This is a genomic window from Latilactobacillus fuchuensis, from assembly GCF_900258455.1.
Taxonomy (GTDB): domain Bacteria; phylum Bacillota; class Bacilli; order Lactobacillales; family Lactobacillaceae; genus Latilactobacillus; species Latilactobacillus fuchuensis.
This window is the reverse complement of the sequence record NZ_LT984417.1, coordinates 970,204-991,315: the sequence shown is the minus strand read 5'-3', so window position 1 is coordinate 991,315 and position 21,112 is coordinate 970,204. Positions and strand designations below refer to the sequence as shown.

The 21,112-nt window shown below is 40.8% G+C and carries 19 protein-coding genes; 2 read left to right on the top strand and 17 right to left on the bottom strand.

Annotated elements, in window-relative coordinates; all coding sequences use genetic code 11:
- Positions 1 to 97: 97 nt before the first annotated feature.
- The 13 genes from LFUMFP_RS04670 to LFUMFP_RS04610 all read right to left on the bottom strand — a co-directional run bounded on the left by LFUMFP_RS04670 (position 98) and on the right by LFUMFP_RS04610 (position 12,662).
- Positions 98 to 850, bottom strand: coding sequence for an IclR family transcriptional regulator (locus LFUMFP_RS04670; RefSeq protein WP_106483150.1), 753 nt, complete (start codon positions 848 to 850; stop codon positions 98 to 100).
- A gap of 45 nt (positions 851 to 895) precedes the next feature.
- A complete protein-coding gene (locus LFUMFP_RS04665; protein ID WP_106483149.1) occupies positions 896 to 1,687 on the bottom strand; it encodes a hypothetical protein in 792 nt (263 codons plus the stop codon).
- Between the two features lie 2 nt (positions 1,688 to 1,689).
- A complete protein-coding gene (locus LFUMFP_RS04660; RefSeq protein ID WP_106483148.1) occupies positions 1,690 to 2,640 on the bottom strand; it encodes a sugar kinase in 951 nt (316 codons plus the stop codon).
- 53 nt (positions 2,641 to 2,693) lie between these two features.
- Positions 2,694 to 3,509, bottom strand: coding sequence for a 2-dehydro-3-deoxy-D-gluconate 5-dehydrogenase KduD (kduD, locus tag LFUMFP_RS04655; RefSeq protein ID WP_106483147.1), 816 nt, complete (start codon positions 3,507 to 3,509; stop codon positions 2,694 to 2,696).
- Positions 3,510 to 3,541: 32 nt separating this feature from the next.
- Positions 3,542 to 4,387 carry a 5-dehydro-4-deoxy-D-glucuronate isomerase gene (gene kduI, locus LFUMFP_RS04650; protein ID WP_106483146.1) on the bottom strand — a complete coding sequence of 282 codons (846 nt, stop codon included), beginning with the start codon at positions 4,385 to 4,387 and terminating at the stop codon, positions 3,542 to 3,544.
- A gap of 104 nt (positions 4,388 to 4,491) precedes the next feature.
- Positions 4,492 to 5,307: a rhamnulose-1-phosphate aldolase gene (rhaD, locus tag LFUMFP_RS04645; protein ID WP_106483145.1), complete on the bottom strand. Its 816-nt coding sequence runs from the start codon at positions 5,305 to 5,307 to the stop codon at positions 4,492 to 4,494.
- A gap of 16 nt (positions 5,308 to 5,323) precedes the next feature.
- Positions 5,324 to 6,580, bottom strand: a complete 1,257-nt coding sequence (locus LFUMFP_RS04640) for an L-rhamnose isomerase (RefSeq protein WP_106483144.1) — start codon at positions 6,578 to 6,580, stop codon at positions 5,324 to 5,326.
- 2 nt (positions 6,581 to 6,582) lie between these two features.
- A complete protein-coding gene (gene rhaM / locus LFUMFP_RS04635) occupies positions 6,583 to 6,909 on the bottom strand; it encodes an L-rhamnose mutarotase (protein ID WP_106483143.1) in 327 nt (108 codons plus the stop codon).
- A gap of 1 nt (position 6,910) precedes the next feature.
- Positions 6,911 to 8,365 carry a rhamnulokinase gene (gene rhaB / locus LFUMFP_RS04630; protein ID WP_106483142.1) on the bottom strand — a complete coding sequence of 485 codons (1,455 nt, stop codon included), beginning with the start codon at positions 8,363 to 8,365 and terminating at the stop codon, positions 6,911 to 6,913.
- A 126-nt stretch (positions 8,366 to 8,491) separates the two neighbouring features.
- A complete protein-coding gene (locus LFUMFP_RS04625) occupies positions 8,492 to 9,340 on the bottom strand; it encodes a sugar phosphate isomerase/epimerase family protein (RefSeq protein WP_106483141.1) in 849 nt (282 codons plus the stop codon).
- Between the two features lie 80 nt (positions 9,341 to 9,420).
- Entirely contained in the window at positions 9,421 to 10,728 is a 1,308-nt protein-coding gene (locus LFUMFP_RS04620) for a glycoside hydrolase family 28 protein (RefSeq protein WP_106483140.1), read from the bottom strand.
- Positions 10,729 to 10,741: 13 nt separating this feature from the next.
- On the bottom strand, positions 10,742 to 11,839 hold the full coding sequence (gene bglB, locus LFUMFP_RS04615) for a beta-galactosidase BglB (protein ID WP_106483139.1): 1,098 nt from the start codon (positions 11,837 to 11,839) through the stop codon (positions 10,742 to 10,744).
- Positions 11,840 to 11,978: 139 nt separating this feature from the next.
- A complete protein-coding gene (locus tag LFUMFP_RS04610) occupies positions 11,979 to 12,662 on the bottom strand; it encodes a YczE/YyaS/YitT family protein (protein ID WP_106483138.1) in 684 nt (227 codons plus the stop codon).
- A 322-nt stretch (positions 12,663 to 12,984) separates the two neighbouring features.
- Between LFUMFP_RS04610 and LFUMFP_RS04605 the strand changes: the two genes are divergently transcribed.
- Together LFUMFP_RS04605 and LFUMFP_RS04600 are read left to right on the top strand one after the other, a co-directional pair.
- Positions 12,985 to 14,421 carry an MFS transporter gene (locus LFUMFP_RS04605; protein WP_233210622.1) on the top strand — a complete coding sequence of 479 codons (1,437 nt, stop codon included), beginning with the start codon at positions 12,985 to 12,987 and terminating at the stop codon, positions 14,419 to 14,421.
- A gap of 106 nt (positions 14,422 to 14,527) precedes the next feature.
- Positions 14,528 to 15,502 (top strand): helix-turn-helix domain-containing protein, encoded by a 975-nt coding sequence (locus tag LFUMFP_RS04600; protein ID WP_106483137.1) that lies wholly within the window; start codon positions 14,528 to 14,530, stop codon positions 15,500 to 15,502.
- 103 nt (positions 15,503 to 15,605) lie between these two features.
- On the opposite strand, the gene uxaC is transcribed toward LFUMFP_RS04600, so the two are convergent.
- The 4 genes from uxaC to LFUMFP_RS04580 all read right to left on the bottom strand — a co-directional run bounded on the left by uxaC (position 15,606) and on the right by LFUMFP_RS04580 (position 21,056).
- Positions 15,606 to 17,024 carry a glucuronate isomerase gene (gene uxaC / locus LFUMFP_RS04595; RefSeq protein ID WP_199190595.1) on the bottom strand — a complete coding sequence of 473 codons (1,419 nt, stop codon included), beginning with the start codon at positions 17,022 to 17,024 and terminating at the stop codon, positions 15,606 to 15,608.
- Positions 17,025 to 17,041: 17 nt separating this feature from the next.
- Positions 17,042 to 18,541, bottom strand: a complete 1,500-nt coding sequence (locus tag LFUMFP_RS04590; RefSeq protein ID WP_106483135.1) for a UxaA family hydrolase — start codon at positions 18,539 to 18,541, stop codon at positions 17,042 to 17,044.
- A gap of 2 nt (positions 18,542 to 18,543) precedes the next feature.
- A complete protein-coding gene (locus LFUMFP_RS04585; RefSeq protein ID WP_106483134.1) occupies positions 18,544 to 19,971 on the bottom strand; it encodes a tagaturonate reductase in 1,428 nt (475 codons plus the stop codon).
- 86 nt (positions 19,972 to 20,057) lie between these two features.
- Positions 20,058 to 21,056: a LacI family DNA-binding transcriptional regulator gene (locus LFUMFP_RS04580; protein ID WP_106483133.1), complete on the bottom strand. Its 999-nt coding sequence runs from the start codon at positions 21,054 to 21,056 to the stop codon at positions 20,058 to 20,060.
- Between the last annotated feature and the right edge of the window lie 56 nt (positions 21,057 to 21,112).

Sequence of the window (21,112 nt, the reverse complement as noted above, 5' to 3'; positions counted from 1 at the left end):
CTTGTCTATTGAAAGTTAGTGGTAACTTCAATATAACATGAAATTCACGTGGCGTTTTTTAGTTAGCGGTGGCTAACTTCATTATAAAATTCACCAACTATAAAATGGCTTCTATTTGCTGTTTAGTGGTCAAGACCAATCGTCGGATATCTTCCATTAATTCAGCATCTAACCGATACTCCGGAATGCTAACACTAAACGCCCCAAAAACGTGTTGATATTTTTCAATACTCGCACCAACACAAACCACTTCACGTTGGCTCTCTTTGTCATCAACAGCGTATCCTTCACGCTTAATGACTCCAAGCTGTGCTATTAACGCGTCTTTATCGGTAATTGTTTTATCCGTCAATGATTGAAAATCTTCGTTAACGATATATTTATCCACATCAGTTGGATTCTTAGTTGCTAACAATGCTTTTCCCATGGCTGAACTATACAAATCCAATTTGCTGCCCACTTTTGAGTTCAATTTAATACTTTGTAAGCTTTCATATTTTTGCAAAAGAACTACTTTATTATTACTCTCAACACCTAAATTGACAGTTTCTCCCGTTACATTTCGAAGTTCTTTTAGATAAACGCCAGCAACGTCAGCTATATCAAAACTAGTTAAGACATTTTGCCCATATAGGATTAAATCAGTCCCTAAATAATACCTTTTTTCTGGATCAGAACGTCTGACAAAACCAATATACTGTAGCGTTGTTAATACTTTTAAAGTTGTTGATTTTGAAATACCAATCCCAAGACAAATATCTTTAAGCGTCACACCATTATTATTCTCAGATAAAAAATCCATGATCGCCTTTGCTTTTAATAGCACGCCCCCATACAACTGACTAGCCATCGTTTCACCTCTTCATTAACTAATTATGATTATATAAGGAGAGTATCATTTTATATCCGTTCCGTAAACCTCAATTTCCGTTAAAGCTGGAAAAGTTGATGAATCTCGGTCTTTAATTAACTTGGTTAACTTAAGGGAACTGATGGTTCTTTCTGCAAATTTAAATAATTGTTTCTCGGCGACTTTTTGTAAATGAACCACTTCTTGACTGTCATCTGAAAATTGAATCGTCATTTCAGTCCAATAACTATCGTGTGGATAGTCCGCTCTTAATACAATTCCGAGTTGATCAATCTGAACTTCACGACCAAAATCCAACATTAATTCGGCATCATCTTGTTGATTAATGCCCCATGATTGGTAAGGATAATTGCCATGACTTTCATTAGCAACCATACCATCAATCGCGTTTTTGGCATAGAACACCATTTCACCACGGGTTTCCGCATTAGCCGTCACGTGCGGGAAAACGTCAGCGATTTGGGGTTGATCATGACTATTGACGGCTAAATTCCGATAAGTTTGAATTTCAGTGGGCGTTGCATAACGCGCCGTTGCGTAATGATTCTTTCCGACAAAGGTCCCGTCAGGATAAGGCCAATCCCGTTGCAAATTAAAAGGCAACGTATAGGTCCAGTTATTAGCCGTCACGTATAATAATGCCGGTGCTAACGCGGCGTCCAATTGGACACTAATGTAGGCAGGCACTTGGTCGACAACCACTTGATAGGCGTCCCCAATGGCGTATTGCGCATGATAATCTAAATAAGTGGCTTGGTCAGCAGTTCGTTCTTTGAGTACTTTTTGTTGTTGGTCAATTAATTGTAATTTAATCATGATTAATTCTCCTCCATAAATTGTTCTAATTGTTCATTATCGGGGTAACCTTCACTGTCCCCAGCACTTTGGACGGCCAATGCACCAATCGCACAAGCCCGTTTAACGGCAGATTCAATCGGTTGTTCATCTAATAAACCAGAAATTAATCCAACGGCAAAACCATCACCGGCACCAACTGTATCAACAACATGTCGAACAGAATAGCCCGTGACAGTGGTATTGAGACCCGTTTTATTTTTGATATAAGCCCCGGCTGGCCCCAATTTAACGATTGCTGTCTGGGTATGATTGCTTTGATTTAAATAAAAATCAGCAATCTGTTCCGGATCCCGTGACCCCATCAAGATTTCGCCTTCATTAATACCCGGTAAAACAATCGTAGCTTCTTTTGCCAGACTGTTCAACGTCATGATCATTTCAGTTTCAGAAGCCCATAACGGCTTGCGGATATTCGGATCGAAAGTCGTTGAAATCTGATTTTCATGGGCTTTTTCGAATAATCGTTTAACGGCGGTTAATCCGTTGTCAGAAATGGCCGCCATAATCCCGGTCAGATGAATCAAATCAATCTTTTGATAATCAACCTTATCCAGCATGTCGCTATCAAAATGCGCAGCGGCAGAATTTTGACGATAGAAATAAACTGCGGGATCGCCCGTCGTCACCCTTTGCTTTAAATAAAAACCAGTCCAATATTCAGGCATGATTTCAACGTATTGGGTGCTAATTTGATTCGCTTTGATTTCATTTTGAATTGTAACCCCAAAAGGATCGTTGCCCAACGCCGTCACGTACTCGACTCGGTGTTGCAAACGGGCTAGCCCAATCGCCACGTTTAATTCTGCCCCAGCAATGTATTTTGTAAAATGTTGGGCATCTGCTAGCTCAACATCGGCTTGGTCCGCGCTAAAAACGGCCATTGGTTCCCCAATTGTTAAAAAGTTTTTCATCATTTTCCACCTTCTACCAAAAAAGACGACCTATAAGGCCGCCTTTTAAAATATTAACGAACTAAATACCCACCATCTACGGCTAAGATATGGCCATTGACATAGTCTGATGCTTTACTTGCTAAGAAGACTGCCACACCCATTAATTCGTGTGGTTCAGCCCAATGTCCGGCTGGAATCCGGTCAAGAATTTCTTTATTCCGACCTTCATCTGCGCGAATTGGTGCTGTATTAGCAGTTTTGATGTAACCAGGTGCAATGGCGTTGACTTGAATATTATAAGCGCCTAATTCACTTGCAAACGACTTCGTTAAACCAGCAACACCATGTTTTGAAGCGGTATATGATGGAATGAATTTGCCACCTTGGAATGATAACATTGAACCGATATTGATGATTTTACCTGATTTTTGTTTTGCCATTTCTTTAGCAGCTGCCATTGACATGTGATAAACAGCGTTCAAGTTAATGTTAATGACCATATCCCAATCTTTATCGCTTGATTCTAATAATGGGTTACGACGAATCATTCCGGCGTTATTGACTAAGATATCAATATGACCAAATGTGTCCATGACTTTTTGAACAACTTCTTCAGCAACGCCTTCTTTAGTTAAATCGACATCCATAAATTCAACTTTACGGCCACGTTTTTCGATCATTTCACGTGTTTCAGTCCATTCAGCAGTCCCAAAAGTTGGGATAAAGATATCAGCACCAGCTTCAGCCAATGCCACTGCGTAACCTTGACCTAAACCAGTATTGCCACCTGTGATAACGGCGACCTTACCTGATAAATCAAAAAAGTTCATTTTGAATTGATCCAATGCTTCTTCGTTTGCTTTAATTTCTTCAATTGATTGTGCCATTTTTAAAGGGCTCCTTTTATGGTTAGTTTTAATTATTTCATTTGGTCCATTGTGACGGCATCCATGTCATCATAAGTTTGGTTTTCGCCGCACATTGCCCAGATAAATGAATAGTTTGTTGTCCCAACACCACAGTGAATTGACCAGCTTGGGTTAACGACAGCTTGTTCATTATCCATCACAACGTGTTTTGATTCACCAGGTGTGCCCATATAATGGAATACGCGTGTTTCTGGTTCAGCAAATTCAAAATACATATAAGTTTCCATCCGGCGCGCATGTGTATGAGCTGGCATGGTATTCCATGATGAACCTGGTTCTAGAACGGTATAGCCCATTTGTAATTGACAAGTATCCATTTGTGAAGCATCGATATACTTATAAATGGTCCGTTTATTCATGTGGGTTTGATCGCCCATTGGTTTAGCGAGTGCGTTAGCAAATGGTAATTTCTTGTTAGGATAAGTTTTATGAGCGGGTGTTGAAACGATGTAGAATTTAGCAGGGTTAGCCGCATCGTCTGATTCAAAGACAACGTGTTTAGCACCCATCCCAACGTAGTAACCATCGTGTTGTACCATGGCTTCTTTATCGCCATCAATCGTCATTGAACCATTGCCACCGATATTGATGACCCCTAATTCACGACGTTGTAAGAAATAGTCAACACCTAAGTCTTTATCTAATTTGATTTCAAGTGGTGCTTCAGCAGGGGTTACCCCACCAAAGATCATGCGATCATTATAGGTATAAGTTAATAGAATATCGCCTGCATTAAATAATTTTTCCACGAGAAATTGTTCTCTAGTTTGTTCAGTTGAATAGTGGCGAATATCTTCGGGACTATGAGAATAATTGGTTTGCATTGAAAATGACATTTGAACATCCTCCTAAATTTCTTATAAAGAAATTTGATTTTCTATAAGTAAATTACATGTTTAATATAACGCAATTGCGTCATAAATACAAGCGTTTTCACTAATTAAATAAAATCATGATTAGGTGTGACGCCAAAGGTTTTTGCGAGGTCTAATAGATCTTGATCCGTAATTGTTTGTTTGATCTGACCACCCTGCATTTGAACAACTGTCCAAATTTGAGCTGCTTTTTCAATCGTTTCGATTAACCCAAAGGCTTCATCAATCGTCGCGCCTGTGCCAAACAACCCGTGTTGAGGCCAGATAACGGCTCTAAAATGTTCTAACTTACTAGCAGTGGCTTCACCAATCGCATTGGTTCCTGGAACCATCCATGGAATAATCCCGACCCCTTCTGGGAAAACAACGAGTGATTCAGTTTGCATCTTCCAGAGGATTCGACTAAATTCTTTTTCACTTAACGCTTGCGTAAAGGTCATCGCAATTAGGTTCGTTGGATGACAATGCATGACAACCCGTTGATTTGGATCAATTTTTAACCGATTTTGATGGCCCATCAAATGCGTTGGGAATTCGCTGGTTGGTGCAGCACCGTCTGAATACCCCCACAACAAATCAACACTGTGACCATCTTTGGCAATTCGGACTAAACCTAAATCACGTTCTGGGAAATCGATGATATTTTTGAAATAGCGACCCGTTGCAGTGACTAAGAAATATAAACCGGCTAAATCTTGACCATCAAAGTTAATGGGGATATTGCGTTTAACGGTTTGAACGTCGTCATAACCCTCAAGTTCAGTTGGTAAAATCCGGTAGCTGACGTTGCCGCCATTACGTTCGTCCCAGCCGTGATCAAATAATCTAAAGGTGATTTTTGAAACTTCTTTTACCATTGGTGAATCAATAAATTTTGTCATTGTCTAGATACCCTCTTTATCGTTTTAATAAAACGTCTTTTTCGTAAGTTTGGACTTCTTTGAGCCATTCAGTACCAACTGGGACATTATTACGAACACAGAATTCATCCCAAACAGCGCCAAACGGATATGATTTCAATTCTTCCGTTAACATTAAACGTTCGGTTAAATCATGGTTAATTTCAACTTCTTTTAAATGCTTGATAGGGGCTAACATGCCCATTAATAACGCCTTTTGAGTGGCACGAGTCCCAATCACCCAAGCGGCAATCCGATTAATCGTTGCATCGAAGAAATCTAACCCGATATTCGTTTGACCAAGTAAATCATCACGAACTAATGAGCGCATCATCCGAATCAAAGCGTCGTCTAAAATCACGACATGGTCACTATCCCAACGAACTGGCCGTGAGACATGTAACATTAATCCTTTACCAAACGGTGTGAAGGCTGAGAATTTGTCAGAAACATCTTCAGTCGGATGGAAATGGCCGGCATCAATCGTCCATAATTTTTCACGCGTTAAAGCATAATTAGCGTAAAATTCGTGCGAACCGACGGTATAGGATTCAACACCAGTCCCAAATAATTTACCTTCGAACGCTTCAATCGTATTCTTTTCGGCATACGGCTGTTTAATAATTTCATCCAATGAATCGATTAATCGTAAACGTGGTGTTAATTTATCGATTGGATTATCTTTGTAACCATCTGGAATCCAGAAATTATTAACGGATTGTTGGCCTAATTCTTCACCAAAATAGTTAGCGATGGCCCGACTACGTTTGCCATGTTCAATCCAGAAATCACGAACTTCTTTGTCCGGACTGGCTAAGGTAAAACCATCTTTTAACATGGGATGTGAGAAGAAGGTCCCATTCATATCCAAACCAACGCCCTCTTTTTTCGCCCAGTCGACCCAATATTTAAAATCGCTTGGTTCTAATTGATCCAAGTCCTTCGGTTGATCAGTTACGGCGTAAATGGCGTGCAGTTGTACCTTATGTTTCCCAGGAATTAAAGAAAGTGCTTTAGATAAATCGTTACTGAGTTGATCTGGCGTGGTGGCCACACCAGGATAATTACCACTGACCCCAATGCCACCGGTTAATTCTTGATTTGGAAATAGGAATCCGTGAATGTCATCGCCTTGCCAACTATGAATTGACAATTTAACTTTTTCTAAATCGGCTAAGACTTGTTCGGTATCTACCCCGATTTCGGCGTAGCGCTGTTTAGCGAGTTGATAAGATTCTTCAATTTGTTTTGTCATGATTAATGGCTCCCCTCATTTAAATGAAATACTTCGGTTAAATCAACGGTGACTGGACTGTTATCTGGATTTACCTTCATCAGTGGCGCCATGTAGACCCACCATTTTTGGCAAATCGCGGTCTGCGCAATTTGTTCATATTGCGTACGATCGGCAACTTCCAGATAAGCAAATAATTGGCCATCATTTGGATTTAAAAAGATTGAATAGTGACGCGCTCCATGCGCAATTAACGCGGCTTCCATCTCTGGCCACAGTTGTGCGTGGCGTTGCTGGTATTCAGCATATTGATCCGGTTTGACAAATAAGAGTTGTGCGATTCTGACCATATCAATGTTCCTCCTGATTCAACATTTGTTGGTAACTTGCCAATACACCTGGATAGTCGGTCTCTGGTAAATAAGTTTTCAAGGCAAACGATTGTTGCACTAAAGCTCTGCCCGCTGCTAAATCTGCGACCTCTTTGGTACTAATCATTTGAACTAATATATTGCCTAACGCTGTCGCCTCGCCTGGACCGGCGATTACTTTAATCTGTGCTAAATTACTGGTCAATTGGTTTAAATAGGCAATGTTGCTACCCCCACCGACAATGTTTAATTGGTGCAACGGCTTTTTAGTAATCGTTTGCAATTTTCCGATTTGATTTGCGTAGTCTAACGCTAAGTTCGAATAGATCGCGTTAACTAATTGGCCGATTGATTCAGGAACAATTTGATTGGTCTCTCGACAATAATCTTGAATCGCTACCGTCATATTGGTTGGATTAATAAACCGTTGATGATTAACATCCAATAGCTGTCGGAATGGTTTTTCTTGGCTAGCCAATTGAGCCATCTCCGCAAAACTATATTGATCATCAAAATCATGTCGAACCTGTTGCACCATCCACAAACCCATAATATTTTTCAAGAAGCGGTAGGTGCCATAAGCGCCCCACTCGTTGGTGTAGTTTTCTTTAAAGGCCATTGGTCCATTTTCTGGTACGGTCAGTTCACGACCAATTAACGACCAAGTCCCTGAACTGAGAAAAGCCCAATCGTCGCCCTGACCAGGTGTCCCGACAACTGCCGAAGCGGTGTCGTGCGTGGCCACCGTAATGACGTCACATTCCGGTAAATCATATTGACGATGCCATTTATTCGTAATTTTACCTAAGTAAGTGCCCGCATCGACTAGATGTGGAAATTGACTTTGTGAGACTTGTAATTGCTCTAAAAGTTGCTGATCGAACAACCCTTCACGTAGATTCAACATTTGGGTCGTTGAAGCGTTGGTGACTTCAGTGACCGAGTTGCCGGTTAAGACGTACCCGAGATAATCTGGGACCATCAAAATCTTATCGGTTTTAGCTAACAAGGCGCGATCTTCTTCATAGAGTTGATACAAGGTATTAAAGTTTAAAAATTGGATGCCGGTTTTTTCATAAATGTACGCCTTCGAATAGCGGCTCGTTAATTTATTAATCGTTTCGGTCGTCCGTGCATCCCGATAACTAATCGGATTACTCAATTTTTGACCATCATCGCCTACCAACACGTAATCGACCGCCCACGTATCAATCCCCAACGTGACTTGCTTGATGCCACGGGCTTTAACCTTTTCGAGGCCGGTAAAAATTTCTTGAATGAGATAATCAATCTGCCAACAATCATGTTGACCCTCTTTTTTAAACCCATTTTCAAATCGATGAACTTCTTCGATGACTAATTGATCTGCTTTTTTCTGACCAAGCAATAACCGACCACTTGACGCACCAATATCAACTGCAATATATGTTTTCATAGTTATTCAACACCTTCTTTAATAACGCTTACAAGTCTATTAAACCGTTATTCAGTTAATGTCGCAATAACACATAAACAACTATTAACTATCAAATATACAGTTGAGTCAAAAAAGTGGTCTTAATCAGCGATTGGCTTGATTGGCGATCACTTGTTGTAGATGTGCCAACCCCGCTTCTAAGCCTGCTCTAGGTGCTTCATCTAAAATCACGAGTGCCCCCGGTTGATATTGATTAACGATTTTAAAGAATCGATCAAAGTCCATCTCACCAGTCCCGGGTGCGACAATCGTCTTGTCAGTCGTGAATGTATAATCCTTGACGTGAATCGCGTCGATTTGGTCGCCAAATTGTTGTAACCCATCCGCTAAAATGGCATATAAATCCTGTTTGTTATCTTCATTCAACAAATTAACCGGATCTAAGATGATTTTCAGAGCTGGTGAATCGACCGTGGTCAACAATTCTTGAATCGTGGCTAGCGAATGAATCGGATGATTAACGCCCGCTTCGATGCCCACTTTGGTCCCCACTTTTTCGGCCGTGGCCACTAATTCAGCAATATTATTAATCGCATGTTGCACGATGGGGGCTTCATAATTAGCTGGTGTTGGTTTAAAACTTGGATCGACACTGCCCGGTTCAGTCGCCACTAATTGCGCCCCATATTGATGGGCCAAGCCCAAATATTGTTTGAATTGACGCATCCCTTGCTGTTCTAAAACTTGATCCGGATGAATTAAATTAAAATAACTACTTAAAACACCAATTTGAATATCGTGTTGCCGTAATGTGCGCGCCACTTGCATACCCAGTCCGGCGCTAATTTGCTGGCCATTATGCGTCAATGCGGGTAACGAAATCCCATTGGCAAATTGAATATAATGAATCCCATTTTTTTCAATCATCGCCGCCAATGTCTCTAAATCATCTTCAATCATAAAATCATGTGCTCTTAACCCTAAATTAATCATCTGTCTAGCTCCCTTAACTATTTTTAAACGCAAAAAGGACTTCTCACAACACAATGTCTGCTCGAGTCCTCCTTTTTTGATTAACGATTATCGTAATGATCATTTGCTTGATTATTTTCTTGGGCCACACTCACGTTGACGTTTTGGAAGGCTAACTGTTGCACAGCCACAATCTTGCCAAACTCGGCCGCCTCAATTTGAATATTTTCAAATGTAATATTGGTCATCGGTTTTTCAGGAAATGCCTGTAAATCAAACGCCCGTGATGGTAACGCATAGTCCGGGGTTAAAGTCGCTACCACATCGCGAACAAAAATATCGCGAATCTGACTTTTTTGTTGTTCAATTGGCATCTGTTCGGCAACCGCCAACCACATCTTCGGGGTTGCTGGATCCTGACTCAAATGGGCAACCGTTGCTTTTTGATTGTATTGCGGATGCCAATTCATTAACCATGAGAATGGAAATTGAACGTTGACCATCTTAAGTCGTTCAACGCGAACGTCCTCAACAATCCCACCACGTGAGGCGGCCGATTTCATTCTGAAACCACAACCACTCTCCTGGAAAGTAATGTCGTGAATGTAGACATGGCGGACACCGGCCGAAATTTCACTACCGATCACAACACCATAGCCCGAATAAATCTGACAATTCTTAATTTCAATGTATTCAGCAGGTCGATTAACCCGCCAACCATCACCATCGCGTCCTGATTTAATCACGATACAATCGTCGCCACACGCTAATTGACAATTTTCAACTAAGACATGTTGCGATGAATCAATATCAATCCCATCCGTACTAGGCCCATTGCTATCTTTGATGGTCACACGATTAATGTGTACGTCTTGGCAATAGGTAATTTGCAGATTCCAAAAACCTGATTGGCGTAACGTGATATCTTGAATGGTAATTCGCTGAGCATTGTACACCAATATTTCACGTGGCCGTTTGACTTCATAATCCACAATCCAACGCAAATCGCGTTGATCATATAATTGACGTTGACCACTTTTTTGATCTTGGCCCCAGTATAAATCCCACCAATAGGGCCCCTGACCATCAATCGTCCCTAAACCCTCAATTTGAACATCTTCAACATCGATTAGATTGAGGATGGCGGCTGGCCAGCTGACTTCAACGCCCGCAACTCGCGTCTGAATCTCTGGATAAGCTTCAATAGCAGTGATGCCGATCAGCTGAGCACCCGTTTCAAAACGAATAGTTAGATGACTCTTTAAAAAGAGTGCCCCAACTAAGTAATTGCCTTTAGGAATCAGTAACGTGCCATAATCTGGACAATCATCAATCGCGCGTTGAAGTAACTGGGTTGCTACGACTCGACCATCATTAACCGCGTTAAAATCTAAGTTTGTCATGACCATTTGACCCGCCTGCTTAGAAGAATTCTTTCAAATATTCACAGAGGCAAAGCGTTGCCATCGATTGTCCGTAAGGCATGACTGATTTTTTAATGCCTTTATAGAAGTCTTTGGTTTCCCCCATTGGCGTACCGGCTGACACATAGGCTAAAGCACCCGTTTCATCAATGTTTGCTAATAGCGCTTGAACAGCTTTCATCGCCATTGGTTTGTATGAATCATCAATATAACCGTTATGCACTGATTTTAAGATACCATATGCAAAACCAGCGGTCGCAGAGCCTTCAATGTAAGAACTTGTATCATCCACCAATGTATGCCAGAAGCCACTTGGATCTTGGTATTTTTGTAACGCATCAATTTGATATTGAAGAATCATTGTTAAGAAGGCCTTAACGGCATCATTTTCTTTAAAATCAACTAATTCCAAGAATTCAGGAATGGCAATTGTAACCCATGAATTCCCCCGGCCCCAGAAAGCACCCGCGAAATTATCCCGTGAATTAAAATTCCAACCGTGGTACCATAAACCAGTTTTCTTGTCGGCTAAGAATTGAATATGCAACAAGAATTGTTTCTTAGCTTCTTCAATATAATCATCGTTATTGAACAATTTACCTAATTTCGCTAACGTGAGGACGCTCATCATCAAAGTGTCGTCCCACATTTCATTTTCGTTTAAATCACCAAACGTGACGTGTTGGAAGCCGCCGCGTTCCGTTCTTGGTAAATCTTCATACAACCATTTACCCCAAGCTTCAAGGTATGGTAAGTATTGTTTATTACCAGTTTCTTCATACAAAAAGGCTAAAGTTTGCATTTGAACCATCGTGTTAATATTCTTTTCAACGGGTTCTTTAGCTAATTGTTCATCAAACCAATCGACCATTTGTTGGAGAACTTCTGGTTTACGGGTTAATTGATAATACTTCGTCATGCCGTATAAACCGACACCCGATGTCCATTCCCAATAGTTAAAACTTTTATTATCAATAATTGAGCCATCCGCTACTTGGATTGAAAATTCACCCGTGGGATCACTTAAATGCACCAAATTATCAATCAATAAATCAATTTTATTCTCTAATGCCTTTTTAGTAACTGCCTGTGTCATAGTATGACCTCCTAAGAATCCTAATCAGCGATTGAGCAACCGCTTTCAACAAAGCTATCGTAACAATTATCACTCGCTTAGAGCAATCTATGTTTTTAAGATACTTGTATCAGATATACGTATCATGTGATTCATCGCGCTAACTTTGACCAACTTGCCGTCGATGTTTCAAATGACGAAAGATTACTTGATCGGCCCAACCGATAATCGGACCTTGAATTATTAATGACGCGATTGTGCCAATATTAAACGCCAATAACTGCCCCGTCCCCAACCAACAACTGATAATCACAATAATCGGCATTGTGTAACTGACGTACTGTGCAATCGCCGCCCGACCGTGGAAATAATCAAACCGTAGAATGTAAGATAAATCATCATTAGGATGCAAAATCAGATTGACCCGTTGATAAATCGAAATAGCAATCGCAATTAAGACGACACCTCCCAAATCCAATCCAATTCGCCAACCAACCGATAGCGCTGGGACCCCCATCTGTCGAAAAATCCCCGTAAAAAATTGGACTAAATAACTAAATGGTAAAACAAATAGCAGATTACCAATGATCCGGCGCCAGACGATTTCTTTTAGCAGAATGGTATTTAATATAATCACTACCACACCATAAATCGCCAGAATAGTCCCTAAACTAATATGCGATAAACTCGATAAATTAACGGCTGAAGCAGTCCAGATGGCACTGCCTAGATTCGTCGCAACCGTTAACGCATTAGCTGCAGCGTTCAATAGAATTGATAAACCAAAGAAAAATAAACTTTCTCGGACTTTTAAGCGTCGTAAACCTGTTTCAGTTGAATACATCGATGAGACCTTCCTTCCATCGTTAAAATCATTTAATGTTACTGTACCAAAAAATAACCGATTCAAAAATCAAACCGTTTAATTACCTGTAAGAGTGTATACTAATTACCGTAAAATTGTAACCATTCTGGCTTGCAATTCCCCAATTTTGAAAAAATAACGTCGTTAACAACCAACATGTATAAGTGATACAAATCACCATAATAAAATAGATTGCGCCAACTAACCAATTTGCGTTTTAATTATCTTGTAAGCGGTTACCCGTTTTCGTAGATTAATTGCTATCATTATTTAATTTAAAAATTGATTAGGAGATGCCATTATGAAAGCAAGCATACCAGATACAAACGTTACGCATAAAGCCGTTCAAACGGACGCACAACCTTTTGGACTACGCGATAAGATTGGTTATATGTTCGGAGATTTAGGCAATTGTTTTATACTCGGACTTGTGAATAGTTTCTTAATGATTTATTATACCAACGTTCTCGGAATTGCCGGTGGCGTTGTTGGGATTTTATTCCTAACCGCCCGTATCATTGATGCCTTCGCCGACATCACCGTTGGTCGGATGGCCGATGTTGCGCCGCTAACGCCACAAGGTCGGTTCCGCCCTTGGATTCGTCGGATGAAATATCCTTTCTGTCTCATTACCGTTGTGATTTTCTTGCCATTTGTTAGTTCATTCCCAATGGCCTTAAAAATTGCTTACATCTTCGTTACTTATCTAGTTTATGGTATTTTTCTTTCAACTATCAATATTCCTTACGGTTCAATGGCTTCTGCCATCAGTTCTGACCCGGATCATCGCGCTTCATTATCGACTTTCCGGAGTCTCGGTTCCGCTATCGGGGGGGCTTCAACCGGTTTCTTAATTCCAATCTTCATGTATTCACGGGCAGCTGATGGCCGTCAAGTCGTTTCTAGCATGCGGTTCTTCATCATTGCCATTGTGTGTGCCTTATTAGCTTTCTTAGCTTACAACGTCACTTACAAGCTAACCACTGAACGGGTTCAAATTCAGAAACAAGAAAAAGTCAGTGCTAAAGCTTTATTGAAAGGGATGTTTACCAACAAGGCCCTACTCTCATTAGTTGTCGTTGATCTATTCATCGTCATCAATCAGATTCTATCTGGTACAACGACGACTTACCTCTTTAACGATTATTTCCATAATAAACAAGCGATGTCTATCGCGTTGCTCTTTACTTACGGAACTGTTATCCTACTCGCACCATTTGCTACATGGTTGATTAAACGTTTCGGTAAAAAAGAAGCCAGTGTTGTGACCTTGATTTTCTCATCGATTCTCTATCTAATCATGTATTTCTTACACATCCACAATGCTTGGGTTTACCTTGTCTTCATGTTCGTTGCAACGCTCGGTTATTCATTATTTAACCTGATGGTCTGGGCCTTTATCACCGACGTCATTGATTATCACCAATTCGTCAGTGGTTATCGCGAAGATGGCACGGTTTATGGTGTCAATTCCTTTGCTCGGAAAGTCGGTCAAGCTTTAGCCGGTGGGATTGGCGGATTCATGCTCCAAATGATTGGTTATCAATCATCAACAACTGGTGGGATTAGCCAAAGCATCGCTGTTGAAAATCGCATCTACGCCCTAGCTAACTTATTACCAGCAATCCTCTTATTATTAGCAGCGCTCGTCTTGGCCTTCTTCTATCCTTTGAATAAAAAGACCATTAACGATGTTGATGCTAAATTAAAAGAAATTAATCAACAAGAACAACAGTAATCGGACTTAAGTTCCTAAAGAGCACCCAATTGGCGTATAATGCCAGTTGGGTGCTCTTTCATTAGCGCTCAACGACTATCATCTCCGAGGGAGGGCTCAATTCAGTATGTTAGATTCATTAGATCGTTTTTTAAGACAGGAAACCCCAATCGAAACACAACAAAAACAAGCGCATCAGTTTGTGCCAGATCTACCGGTTTTCGAAACAACCCCCGATGCCAAACTTAAATTTAAAAGTCAGTATTTCTTTACCAATAAAGATATCTATATCAGTAAACACCATCGTTATGCCCCCTATCCAGACCATTCTCACGAATTTCTGGAGCTCAATTATATGTATTCGGGCAGCTGTACGCAGATTATCGATGGCCATGAAATTGTCTTGAAGCAACACGATATTTTATTGATGGATATCGGCAGCGAACACGCCATTAAAGCGTTGGGACCTGATGATATCCTCATCAATATCCTTTTCCAAAATCAAAATATTAATTTGAATTGGTTGGAACAAACCAAATCGAACCGTAGTTTGCTTTTTAATTTCCTCATCAATAATCAACAATCTAAACACAGTCAATTTCTACTTTTTCAAGCTAATAATTCTAAAATTGTGACCGTTTTGGAACAATTGCTTTCTGAATATTACTTCCCAGAAGACTTCTCCGATATCATCATCAGTCACTATTTGACGATTTTATTAACGGAATTGATGCGCAACTATCAACCAGACATGCTGAATCACGACGAACATTCTCAAAATCCGTTGTTGAATCAGATTTTCAAGCTGATTGAAACCGACTATGCCCACCTGTCACTCGCTAGCCTGGCTGAACAATTGAATTATAATAAAAACTATTTGAGCAACCTGATCAAATCCGAAACGCATTTTACTTTTACCGAATTATTAAACAAACAGAAACTATTAAAAGCCCATCTACTGATCAGTTCTACTCGACGTTCAATTGATGAAATCATCAATGAAATTGGCTATAGTAACAAAAATTATTTCTACAAAGAATATAAAAAGAACTACCATGAACTGCCCACAGAAACCCGTAAGCAAGCCTATGATGGTTTCTAACTAACTGATACGAAAGCATACTATAAAAAGGCCTATCCCGAACAGGATAGGCCTTTTTGGACTAAATATTCAAATTTGATCATCGAGTGACAGCTTGTTTGAATTAGTCGAAGAAGCCGAAATAATCATGGGCATTATTGTAACTGATATCTTCAACGATCTTGCCTAATTGCGCTTCGTCATTCGGTAATTGGCCCCGTTCGACCCATTCACCTAGCAATTCACATAATACTCGCCGGAAATATTCGTGGCGCGGATAGGATAAAAAGCTGCGTGAATCGGTCAACATGCCGACAAAATTAGGTAATAAACTTTGTTCAGCGAATTGGGTTAATTGTTGACGCATCCCCGTTCGGGTATCGTTAAACCACCAAGCCCCACCTAATTGAATTTTTTGCTTAACGTCCTTTTGATAGCACCCCATAATCGTCAACAATGGCAACCAATCATTGGGATTTAGAGAATACATAATCGTCTTCGGAATCGCATCTTCAGATGCCATTTTCTTGAAGAGGCTGGCAATTGCGGAACCAACTTTTTGATCGGTCATCGCATCAAAACCTGTATCGGCCCCAATTTGATTAAACATATCCGTGTTCAAATTGCGAAAAGCGTGCATGTGGAATTGCATGGTCCAATTTTTTTGATGATAGATACGCATTAAACCTTCGATCAACGCTGTCTTATACTGGGCAATTTCTAACGGCATCAACATCGCACCGGTCCGCGCTTTTGCAACAATTTGATTCAACTCAGTTGCGGAAGCTTCCGCATAATCAACTAAATCTAACGCGTGATCTGACAAGCGACTGCCGTGTTGGTGGAAATAATCAATCCGTTGTGCTAAAGCGGTTAAAATCGCCGCAAAATCATTAATCGGCACCCCACTAACCGTCGCCAATTGATCAACATACCCGGCAAAGGTTGCTTGCTCGATGTTCAAAATTTTATCCGGCCGAAATGCTGGAATCACTTTAAAGCCGTTGTCAGCTTCTTGCGCCTTTAATAATTCATGATAATGCAAATCATCAATCGGATCATCCGTTGTGCAAACCGCTTTAACGTTGAATTTCTTAATTAAATTGCGTTTCTTAAACGCATCCGTCGCGAGTAATTGATTGGCTTTGGCCCAAATCTGCGGTGCTGAATTAACCGTTAGAATCGTATCAATCCCAAAGAAACGTTTTAATTCGAGATGCGTCCATTCATATAACGGATTGCCAACCGCGTGTTCAATCGTATCGGCCCAAGCTAAAAATTTATCGTACGGTTCACCATCACCCGTAATCAATCTTTCGGGGACGCCCATTGCCCGCATCAACCGCCATTTATAGTGGTCCCCGTAATGGTGGCCATCCGTTAGCCAAGCATCCGTTAAATCTTTAAAGTTTTGATTTTCATAGATTTCAGCCGGATTTAAATGGCAATGATAATCAATAATCGGCATCTTTTCAGCATGATTATGGAACAATTTTTTGGCCATATCCGTTGTTAATAAATAATCTTGATCTAAAAACATTATCAATCGCTCCCTGTTTATTATTCAGTCACACCATTTTTAAAAATGGCAATCCCGTGAATTCCGTATTTTTCGTTATTCGTTTTGCGGCCACTCGCCGTGTCGATAATAAATTGGATAAACTCATCCGCTAATTCGTCCATTGATTTCGTCATCAACTGTCCCGCATCAAAATCAATCCAGCGTTGTTTCTTATCAGCAATATACGAATTAGAAGCGACTTTAACGGTTGGCACGTAGGTAGCGAACGGTGTCCCGCGGCCAGTCGTGAATAAGACCATCTGGCAATCCGCTGACGCTAACGCCGACGAAGAGACTAAATCATTACCGGGGGCTTGTAACATGGTTAAACCACTGTGCTTAATCTTATCCCCATAATTTAAAACGTCGCAAACAGCTGAAGTCCCTGACTTTTGGGTACAACCCAATGATTTATCTTCCAAGGTTGAAATCCCACCTTCTTTATTACCAGGTGAGGGATTTTCATAAATTGGTTGATGATAAGATTCGAAATAATCTTTAAAATTATTGATTAAAGCGACTGTTTTATCAAAAGTTGCTTCATCTTTCGCTCGAGACATCAAGATACTTTCGGCCCCAAACATCTCTGGTACTTCAGTTAAGACGGTCGAACCCCCTTGAGCCACAACGAAATCAGATAACCGACCCAATAACGGATTAGCGGTGACGCCGGAAAGACCATCAGAGCCGCCGCATTTCAGGCCAACCTTTAGCTCACTCAAGGGACATTCGACGCGTTGATCATCTTTAGCCGCTTCATTCAATTCTTCCATATAATCGAGCGCATCCCCGAGTTCATCTTTCACTTCTTGAGACACGAGGAATTTCATCCGTTGCTCATCAATTGGTTGATAAGCTTCAATCGCTGCCTTCATGCCGGCCATTTGATTGTTTTCACAACCTAATCCAAAGACCAGAACCCCACCGGCGTTTGGTTGCGTCGCAGCATCGACCAATATCCGACGGGTCATTTCAAAATCATCGCCTAGTTGCGAACAACCATAGGGATGTTTTAATAAAATCACGTCATCAAAGGAACCATTGTCGGGATGCAATGCCTTGAATTGTTGCACGACAATATCTAATAAGGGATTAATGCAACCCACGGTCGGAATGATGTAGAGATTATTGCGAATCCCAATTTTACCGGTCGACCGCCGATAGCCCATAAACGTCCGTTGATCCCCCGCTTGATAATGATTTTGAATCGATCTGGGTTCGTATTGGTAGTCCAACTTACTGTTTAAATTAGTGGCCAAATTATGGACATGCACCCATTCCCCCGTTTGAATCGCTGCCGTGGCGTGCCCAATTGGGAAACCATATTTAATCACATCTTGATTTAAACCAATTGGCATGATGGCAAATTTGTGCCCTCGTTTAATATCACTGGTCACCTTAACGATTTGATTGTGAATCTCAAATTCGGTCCCGGTCATAATATCTTGTAACGCAACCGCAACGTTGTCCAACGCATTTAATATAATATAAGCATTCATTTTTAAGCCTCCGTTGCTTCCTGATTAATCATTTGAACTGATTGCCGCGCCCCTTGCGTTAATAAGCATTGCACATCTGCTTCAACGGCCGTCACTAAGCCCTTAATTTGGGTTAAATCTTGACCCCATAATTGGGTATCCTGTAGCGCTTGTTCAACGTAATCTGCTTTTTGTCCGATGGCTTTTAAATCAGCCATCACGTCAGGCATATCGATTGGTTGAACGTCAATCTCTGGATAATCCCCATAAGTGACTAACAGGGCCGCCAATGCGAGCACAATTCGCCGTGGCAACCGGTGTTCTTGGGCTTCAAACTGAACTAATGTTGGTAAAAGACGCGCTTTAAACTTAGAGACACTGTTTAACGCAATTGATTGGAGTTCATGTTTCACGAACGGATTTGAAAAACGTTCCTTAACCGCTTCAGCGTAAGCTGCTAATTCAGCATCAGGCAAATCAATCACGGGCATAATTTCTTGATACATTTCATCATTCACAAACTTTGAGAAGTCGCCGTCATTCATGACTTGTCCCACCGTTTCAATTCCAGCAAGACGGGCGATTGGCGCCATGGTCGTATGTGGGCCGTTCAATAAACGGACCTTTCGTTCGCGGTACGGTTGCATATTGGTTGTGAAAACTGCGTTGATGCCGGCTGCTTTCAATGGTAATAATTCGGCTAATTTAGGATTTCCTTCAATCACAAAGATTAAGAAGGGTTCCGCTTTGACAATTAATTGATCTTCGTAACCAAATTGCTGACACAGTTCAGTGGCGCGATCTTTAGGATACCCGGGAACAATTCGATCCACCAAAGTGGCATAAAAATCATTTTCGTTGTTAATCCAATCAATAAACTCAGCGCCTAATTGCCACAAGGTTGCATATTGGAGAATACAGTCTTTTAATTGTGCGCCATTATGATTAATTAATTCACAGGGAATAATTTGAAAGCCCGGTTTTTTTAATTCAAAACGTCGGTATAAGAGCGCTGTCAATTTAGCGGGATACGATTTAGGCGTTTGATCGTTCATTTGATCCTGTTCATCAAACGCAATCCCGGCTTCGGTCGTGTTCGAAAAAATAAATTCGATGCTGTCTTCTTCGGCTAACTTCAGATAAGCCGCGTAATCTTCATAAGGATTTAGGACATCGTTGATTTCCGTAATCACCTCGTTTGATTGGACCTTTTGACCATCCAGAATACCTTCTAATAATACGGTATAAAGGTTATCTTGGGCTTTAAGCATCTCACCCATGCCGCGTTCCAAAGGTTGAACAATCTTAATGCCCCCTTTAAAAAGACCTTTTTGATTCATTTGATGAATTTGCCAATCGACAAACGCCCGTAAGAAGTTCCCTTCACCAAATTGAATGACCTTCGTCGGATACTTTTCGTAATCCGTTACGACTTGATTAATTTTTTTCATTTCACTATTCTCCTTATCGTTAATAACGATTTTTTATTATGTTATCGTTAACATTTTATCTGACACCAAAAAGTCTTTGGTGTCCCTTATTTAGCGGTTGATTTCCGAATGACTAGCTGCGCTTGACTGCTGTACTTCTTAGGTTGAACAGTCTTACCATTAATCAGTTGCAATAATAATTGAATGCCTTGGGTGCTCATTTCTTTATACGGATTATGCACGGTCGTCAATCCTGGTGTAATCACACTCGCATACGGCACATCATCATAACCCATAATCGCCATCTCATCAGGCACCGTAATCTGAGCTTCGTTACAAGCATTAATCGCCCCGATTGCCATATCATCATTGGCACAAAAAACAAATGATGGTCGCGTTGACTTCGGCATTTCTAGAATCTGGCGCATGCTCGCATAACCACTTTGAATCGTGTAATCACCGGTAACTTCAATTGTATGCTGAATATCAGTTGAAAACTGCGCCAACGCTTTTAAGAAAGCATCTCGGCGTTGCACACTGGAATTAAAACTCTCAATCCCATTAATAATCCCAAAATTTCGGTGTTGATCAGCGACCGCCAACTTAACGGCTTCGTTAATACTAGGCGCTTCGTCACTCATGACATTGACGATTTCAGGATCTTCAATATACCGGTTAATCACCACCAAAGGAATGTCAGCCATTTTAATCCGGTAGATCAATTCATTATCAACACTCGATTGACTAACGATTAGGATTCCATCAAAGCGACGTTCAATCCCATTACCCATCTCAGTTAATCGATCGATACTGTTGACCGACAATAAATAATTCTTGGGCAATTCTTGGTAGAGTTGACTAATAATGTCCCCTAAATAAATCGACGAAGTCCCTTGATACATCGATGTGAAAAAGACGCCAATGATGTAACTTTTACGCGTGACCAAACTGCGCGCATTAAAATTAGGGATGTAATTCAAATCATTGGCAATCTTAATAATTTGCGCTCTCGTTTCCGGTTTGATGACACTTTCGGGATTAAAAGCCCGCGACACCGTTGTTGCAGAGACGCCCGCTATTTTTGCAATATCACTAACTGTTACCATCTATTGTCACTTCACTTTACTATCATTATTGCACCCTCTAACAATAGCAAATAATG